Source organism: Paenibacillus sp. 32352 (genome assembly GCF_002042965.1).
Lineage (GTDB): Bacteria > Bacillota > Bacilli > Paenibacillales > NBRC-103111 > Paenibacillus_S > Paenibacillus_S vulneris.
On the sequence record NZ_MZNT01000004.1, the window covers coordinates 494,914 to 502,254 of the forward strand.

The following is a 7,341-nucleotide window of genomic DNA, read 5'->3' on the forward strand; positions in this document are numbered from 1 at the left end:
TTTGCCTTAATCCAAATGGCTTGCTAGGATTCCAGGCTAAAAGGATCCTGAAGTTTTGTGAGCCAAGCCTTTAATTCAAGCTCAAGCTCAGCCGCCGCCCCCTCATTAGGTACACTATCCAGCATAACGGGATTCAGCTGATACGGATCATTTTCGTTGTCATAGCATAGTCTGAGGACCTTACTCTCGCCAAAATGACGTCGGGCTACATAGGTATAGCGGTTCGTTCGAACTCCTCGCCAGCCGTAGGCATTAATGTCCAACCCCATAGCATGCGCTTGCTCATGCTCCCCGATGGCTCCGGGGTAATGGCAAATAAAGGCGGAGGTCGGCTTCGCTCCCCCTTGGCCGAGAAGGACGGAGGATAAGTTGCTTCCCTGAATAGGGTCCGGAATCGGAAGGTTCATCAACCCTAGCAGCGTCGGCACGAGATCGGAGCTGTTAAATAAACAGTCCTCCGTACCGGATGCGACGCGTCCCGGATATCGTATGAAGCACGGAACCCCGATGGCTTCCTCGTACCAAATATTTTTGTGCTCAAGCCATCCGTGAGAGCCCATCATCTCCCCATGGTCGGAGGTAAGCACGACGATCGTGTCTTCCGCAAGCCCCTCCTCCTCCAGCACTTGCAGCAGGCGCCCGAACTGATCATCCGTTGCGGTCACAGCCGCATAATAATTACGAAGATGCTGCTCGGCTTGTTCAAGCCCTTTGCCTTGAACATTGGGCCGGTAGGTAATCGGCTTATCAGCATACAGAAGCTTATACATATCCGGCACCTGGTCGAAAGGCTGATGAGGCGGATTCCAGGATACATACAGGCAGAACGGCTGGTCCTGGTTCCGGTTGCGGATGAAATCGATCGCTACGTCCGTCTCATGCCGGGTGGACCATTCTTCTGGTTCGATCATCTGCTGCGTATCCTTCCAGTAGTGGGGCCGCATATGGTGATCGTAGGCGTTGTACGAGTACCAGAAATCGAAGCCAAACCGTCTCGGACCCGGCGGAATGTACGCGTCCCAGTGTCTCGCGCCCGACTCCGGCTCATCCACATAAGACTGCTCCGGCAAGTCAAGATGCCATTTCCCAATGTATCCGGTCTGGTAGCCTTCCTCCTTCAAAATATTTCCTATCGTAAGCTCCCCGTCGTTCATTTTCACAGGAAGACCCAGCTTGCAGTTCGTCGTCACGCCCGTCGACAGCGGATATCTCCCGGTCAGCATCACCGAACGATTCGGCGAGCATAGGGGAAAACAGCTGACCGCCTGATTCAGGATCAGACTTTCCCGTGCAAAACGATCGATATGCGGCGTATACACTTCGTCTTCCTTGCGGTAACCTACCGCCTGCCTTCTCCATTGATCCGGGAAAACAAACAGCAGGTTCGGTTTCTTAGGACTCATGTTTCCTCTTCCCCTATCAGCTTCTAGATGGTTTCCTTGGCAGCATACTGCTTGATGGCCTGATTAATCTGCTCTCTTTTGTCCAAAAGCCATTCCATGGAGCGAGGGTATTCGCTAAAGGTAATCGGCTGCTCCAAGCCTTCTTCGAGCAAAGCGACAACCCTGTCTTTTCCTATATAGCTTTCCAGCAGTTGGAGTGCCCGTAAATCCTGCAGTGCTTCGTAAAACACTTCCATTCGAATCGATTCAATCGGTCCCTCGTGTCCCGGGTATACAAGAAACGCGTCTCCCGAAGGGAAGGAATGATCGGCGTCCGTATTCTGGAACGGGTTGATCGATTTCCTCGAGTATTGGGAGAACCAGAAGTTATAGCCCCAGTGAAGGAAGCCTTCCGCATCAAATTTATACAATTGCATCCCGATAATCCGGTTACGGGCCGAAGGCATGTTGAAGAAGCGATTGGACACGAGCCTTCTTTGGGAAACGCAGTAATAGGTCCAGAGAGGCTTCACCCCATTCTCAATAAACGGCTCGATATGATTGTTGGCAGGTATCGGTCTTTCCACGATCCCCTTCTCATAGAAGGCGTAGTCGGAGAGCGCATCGATAATCGGATAATCAGCCAAATGCGTTTTCGTAAATTCGCTGATTCGCTTGTACTGCTCCATATCCTCCATTCTCGGTTCATCCGAGTTATGGAAATAGCTTCTTTGCTGCAGGCCATTATCCTCGATGAAAGCCACAAGCTCCTGCAAAAATTGCGCGAGGAAGCTGCGGTACGCATCGCTGTTGGCATCAGTCTCCCACCCGAAAATCTTCCGGCGCTCCCCGTTTTCTACAGCAACGATTTTGGGTGCATGCTTGGCACCCCATTGGGTAAACAGGTGAGAAAATTCGAAGTAACGTATGCCCCGGGCGGTACACAGGTCCACCCAGCGCTTCAGCTTGTCAAAATTAAACCGGTACGTCTCCCCTGCTTTCTCCACGTCCACCAGCTGGACCGTCGGTCTCTCGGCACCTACGGCCGTGTCCAGAGGAGGGGTAAAAATCGGTGTTAACATCATATTCATCCCATGCTGAACGGCCGTATGCACATATTGATCGATCAGCTCCCAATGACGCTCCGAGAATACATCCACCCCGTAATGCACAGCCAGACAATCGACGTGGAACCACTCGGTATGGATGAGCTTTTGCTCCGGCAAACAGGCATTTATCACTTCAAGCTCCAGCTTCCCTGCACCCAGCTCCGTTCCTTGCTCCTGTTCAAAAACAACCTCGATTTCATAAACCCCCGGTTTTACACGTCCTTCCAGGGGAACAGTGATCCAGACGGATCGCCACTGCTCCGGAAACAGCGTCAGCCCTTCCTGGGAATCCATTGGATAGAGCGGGTCCGGGTAGAGGCCAGGCGTTGTGCGAAGAACATGCAAATCGGCATCATGCAGCCATGGAAGCTCCGAAGGAACCAGGCCGACCTTTCGTATGACAGCCGCTTCGGCCAGTTCTCCAAGCACCTTCACTTGGATGGACTTCATAAGCACAGGAGCTCGAACCGCCACTTGAAAGGAAAAGGTTTCATTCATGAATGCGCTTGCTTTTTTCAGCAGCGGTTCGGATAAAGCTTCGTCTGCAAACACCTTGGACAATGAGCTCAGCACTTGGGTTTTCAATAAGATGGTCATTGGACTTACCTCCTCTTAGGTCCCGGCAAGCGCCGACCCTGTGTCTTAACACCTTCCTTGGTCGGCTCTTTGCCAGAATAATAAAATGGAATTCTATTTGTATATAAGCCATTTTTTACGGCATATGCCAAATTTGCACTGCGGCCCGAAAGCCTTCTACGCGTGGGAAATTCTCGGCATTGGCATCGGTTCCTTGCCGAGCTCCGCCCATATATATTTCATTAAGAGCTCCAGCTTAAGCTCCTTGTACCTCTCTTCATTCCACAAATTATGAACCTCACCGGGGTCCTCCGCCAGATCAAACAACTCGCCGTAGGTTTGGTTGTAGTACACCGTTATTTTATATCTTGCATCGACGTAGGTTTTCTGGTGAATCGTGGTCGGTTCATGACGAAATTCACATATCGCATGATCCCGTACCCGGGTTGCGGGATCTTTCCACACAGGGGCCTGATTCACTCCGGTCATCGTTGGAGGAATTGGAACACCCGCGAAAGACAGGAAGGTCGGCGCCAGATCCACCAAGGATTGCAGTGAATCCGATTGCCGGCCAGCCGGCACTACACCAGGATACCTGACAATGAACGGCACCCGAATCAAATCCTCGTAATGGAAGCCGCCTTTGGCCTGCAGCCCATGATGCCCGAAGAAGTGACCATGATCGGTCGTAAAAATAACGATGGTGTCCTCGGCAAGGCCGAGCTCATCCAGTTTATCCAGAATGGAGCCGATATAGTTGTCCATGAAGCTGATCATGCCGTAATAGACAGCGACCGCCTTTTTATGCTCCGCTTCCGTCATTTTGACGTGGGAATGATAACCGTGAATGCCGAAGCCCGTTTCCTTGTAGGCCGAAAAGTCGGGATCGTGCTCTTGCGTCATCCCGAAATGAGGCGGATTACCGTCATGCTCTCCCGGTGTTATTCCGGGGATCGTCAAACTCTCCGGGTCATACATACTGGCCCACGGCTCCGGAGCCAGATACGGAGGATGGGGGTCCGGGAAGCTCGCCCATAGAAAGAAAGCCTCATCCGCCTGCCGGTACTGCTGCAGCAGATTGTTCGTCCTTTCCGCAATCCAGGTATTGTAATGATATTTCTCGGGAATCGGCCAGTGAAACTGCGCGCTCGCATCCATGGTTCCGATTGGAGGAGTGAAGTAATCCCGCCAGTTCGTGCAGCCCTTCTCCTCCATCCATAAGGCGTAATGCTGTCCCACAAGCCACTCATTCGTATGATTGCGGAGCAGCTCGGCACGTTCGAAGCCATAGTATGGGCCGGTAAACGATCTCCAGAAATCAAAATCATGCAGCCGCTCCCTGCCCTCCAGTGACGAGAATTGCCCGGTCGACCCGATAGGCTGAAAGTGGGCCTTCCCGATTAACGCGGTTCTATAGCTCCCTTCGCTGCTGAGCAATTCCCCTACCGTTTCTCTATCCTCCAGCAGCTTGGTGCCCAACGTCCACGCCCCGTGCTGACTCGGATACATTCCCGTTACAATGGATGCTCTAGTCGGAGTGCAAGTCGGATTCGGACAGTACGCTCTCTCGAACGTAGTGCCTTCACGGACGAGACGGTCCAAATTCGGCGTCTGAAGCTCGCTGTTGAAAGCCCCGATCGTATTCCAATGCTGCTGATCGCTTGTAATAAGAAGGATATTCGGTTTTTTACGCTTCATTGCTTTTGCTACCTCCGTTTGTTCTGGATGTACTTGGTCCGTTGGAGGAACCCCTCCCGGCGTCCTAGGAAAATGCCTTCCTGCCTTTCCCTGCCGTGCCTGCCAGCGTCAGCTGTCCTCCCCCGCTTACAGGCTCGCGGACGCCATCCAGCTCAGGGTTCACATAGCGCACGAACCATTCATCCAGCTCGGCCTTCAGCCGGACCGCATGCTCGTTATCCTCGCCGGCAAGCATCAGATTATCGCGCTCATCCGGGTCGTTCTTCAGGTCGTAAAGCTCATGAGGTCCATAAGGGTAGCGGTGAATGTATTTCCAGTCGCGGCTGCGTATCATGCGCACCGGACCGTACTCGTCGAAAACAAAGATATGTTCCCGCTCCTCCGCCGGCTTGCCCAAGAGCAATGATGCAAAGCTATGACCGGGAAGCTGAATCCCATCAGCCTTCCCCTCAGGATTCCTGACATGAAGATAGTCCAGCAGGGTCGGCATAAAGTCGTACCCGCTCAGCATGGAGGAGGAGACGATTCCTTCGGGAATGGTTCCCGGTTGGCTGAATAGAGCCGGGACCTTCACGGAGGTATCGTACATATTTTGCGGGAAGGTTCCGTTACCTTTACCCCAAAATCCGTGATGGCCGCAGTTGAATCCGTTATCTCCCATTAATACGATGAGCGTGTGCTCACGCATGCCCTTTTCCTCCAGTTTATCGATCAGCCGCCCTATTTGGATGTCCATCGCAGTAACAGCGGCGAAGTATCCCTTCAAATTGGCTTTCCAGTCATCGCCCCACGGCGCATCGGGAATCGTCCATGGATGAGCGGGCTCTTGGGGACAAGATTCAAATTCGCAATCATCATAGAGTGCAACGATGTCTTCCGGATGATTACCGATCCAGGGACTGTGCGGCGCCGTATAATGAACGCTTAAATAGAACGGCTGCTCCCCCGTCTGTCTATCCAGAAATTGTAGAGCATCCTCTGTAATCACGTCGGTTACATAACCGGGCTCCTTGCCGGGCTTGCCGGCCCGAATCATTGGAGCGTCATAATAAGGGCTCCCTCCAGATTGATGCACGAACCAGTGGGAAAAGCCGTGCTGCGGCGTCAAGCTGTCGCCCAAATGCCACTTGCCGCTGATTCCGCAGCAGTACCCTTCAGCGGACAAAATATCCGTATAGGTCGTCTGCCCCTCCAGATACGCTAGAGCGTTCGGCCCCATGCTGCCTTCCTTAATCCAGTCATGCACGCCATGCTGTGACGGGATACGTCCCGTCAGCAAGGTGGCCCGGGCTGGAGAACAGACCGGGGAGGTGCAGAAAAAGTTATCGAAGCGGATACCTGTAGCTGCAAGCCGGTCCAGATTGGGCGTACGTATTTCTTTGTTGCCTGCGCAGCCCATTGCCCAGGCTCCTTGATCATCTGAAAGAATGAATAAGACATTCGTGCGAGTCATTGGCCGGTAATCCTCTCATGTTCGTAATGGTTGCGTCCTAGCACCACTATATCGCCATCCTGCGGACCATTACAATGACATAATGTCCTTTTGACTTTGCATTTTGTCAGGTTGTGAGTATACTGAAAAGAAACAGCAAAAGCGGGGATTCAGCATGCAGGAATTCGCTCAGGAATTTGCAGATACGATGTATTTCACTCCAGATGAGACAGATAAAGCGCTGGGGCTCTGGCTGGTTCGGTCGGGACGCAACAAAGCGAAGCCCAACTACAACGCCGGCCCTCGCGCCTCCGGGCATTACAGCATGCATTTTGTCAGGTCTGGAACCGTTCGCCTGCAATATGACGATACGACGGTCATTTTAAATAAAGGCGATATGTTTTGCTTATTTCCGGATTTGATCTATTCTTACCGTCCTGCGAATCTGGACGTCGTCCTGGAGATGACCTGGCTTGGCATCCATGGGCCGCAGGCTCCGATATTGCTTTCGCTGGCACGCATCTCCCCGGACAAGCCCTATGCAAGAGGCGTCGTTACTTCGGAGGTTGAATTAACGCTGCAGCATTTCTGGTCCGCCGGCGCGCTTCATCCGGGGCGTACGCGATTCATGTTTTTAAGCTTGCTGTACCAGCTATTTGACCAAATGCAGCGTCAAACGAACCCGGCAGCAGAAACACACAGGGACAGTCAGAAGGAATGGATTCAAAAAAGCCTCGATTATATGAACACGCATTACTGCGAGCCCATCGACGTTCATCATGTTGCCCAGCACGTCGGTATACATCGCTCGTATTTTTCCAAAGTGTTTACGGAGCACCTTGGCTTAACTCCGGTTAAGTATTTAATAAAGCTTAGAATGAATAAAGCCATGGAGCTTCTGAAGGAAACGCCGCTTACCGTAGCGGAGATCGCCTATACCCTTCACTACTCCGATGCGGCGTCCTTTTCGCGCTCGTTCAGCCTCTATTTCGGCGCACCGCCAAGCCGCTTCCGTTAAAACGGCAAGGTGCATGCGTGGCTGCCCCAGCAATCGAGTAGGAGGGGGTGATTAACCCCCGTCCTCTCACACCACCGTACATGCGGGTCCGCATACGGCGGTTCCAAAAGGTTAACAAAGCTCCAA

General features: G+C 52.6%; 5 protein-coding genes. 1 reads left to right on the forward strand and 4 read right to left on the reverse strand.

The window, feature by feature from the left end; all coding sequences use genetic code 11:
* Positions 1-23: 23 nt before the first annotated feature.
* The 4 genes from B1728_RS12925 to B1728_RS12940 form a co-directional block, all read right to left on the reverse strand.
* Complete coding sequence (locus B1728_RS12925) at positions 24-1,403, reverse strand: sulfatase family protein (RefSeq protein ID WP_079910615.1); 1,380 nt, start codon at positions 1,401-1,403, stop codon at positions 24-26.
* Between the two features lie 23 nt (positions 1,404-1,426).
* Entirely contained in the window at positions 1,427-3,088 is a 1,662-nt protein-coding gene (locus B1728_RS12930; protein ID WP_079910616.1) for a DUF4091 domain-containing protein, read from the reverse strand.
* A gap of 156 nt (positions 3,089-3,244) precedes the next feature.
* On the reverse strand, positions 3,245-4,765 hold the full coding sequence (locus tag B1728_RS12935) for a sulfatase family protein (RefSeq protein ID WP_079910617.1): 1,521 nt from the start codon (positions 4,763-4,765) through the stop codon (positions 3,245-3,247).
* 64 nt (positions 4,766-4,829) lie between these two features.
* The gene (locus B1728_RS12940) at positions 4,830-6,218 is read right to left on the reverse strand and encodes a sulfatase family protein (protein WP_079910618.1); all 1,389 of its coding nucleotides are present in this window, start codon (positions 6,216-6,218) and stop codon (positions 4,830-4,832) included.
* A 154-nt stretch (positions 6,219-6,372) separates the two neighbouring features.
* Between B1728_RS12940 and B1728_RS12945 the strand changes: the two genes are divergently transcribed.
* On the forward strand, positions 6,373-7,215 hold the full coding sequence (locus tag B1728_RS12945) for a helix-turn-helix transcriptional regulator (RefSeq protein ID WP_079910619.1): 843 nt from the start codon (positions 6,373-6,375) through the stop codon (positions 7,213-7,215).
* The last annotated feature ends 126 nt before the right edge of the window (positions 7,216-7,341 follow it).

Excerpts from the sequence above, each read along its gene's own strand:
- B1728_RS12925 (WP_079910615.1), bottom strand. The coding sequence starts at position 1,403 with ATGAGTCCTAAGAAACCGAACCTGCTGTTTGTTTTCCCGGATCAATGG.
- B1728_RS12930 (WP_079910616.1), bottom strand. The coding sequence starts at position 3,088 with ATGACCATCTTATTGAAAACCCAAGTGCTGAGCTCATTGTCCAAGGTG.
- B1728_RS12940 (WP_079910618.1), bottom strand. The coding sequence starts at position 6,218 with ATGACTCGCACGAATGTCTTATTCATTCTTTCAGATGATCAAGGAGCC.
- B1728_RS12945 (WP_079910619.1), top strand. The coding sequence starts at position 6,373 with ATGCAGGAATTCGCTCAGGAATTTGCAGATACGATGTATTTCACTCCA.
- B1728_RS12935 (WP_079910617.1), bottom strand. The coding sequence starts at position 4,765 with ATGAAGCGTAAAAAACCGAATATCCTTCTTATTACAAGCGATCAGCAG.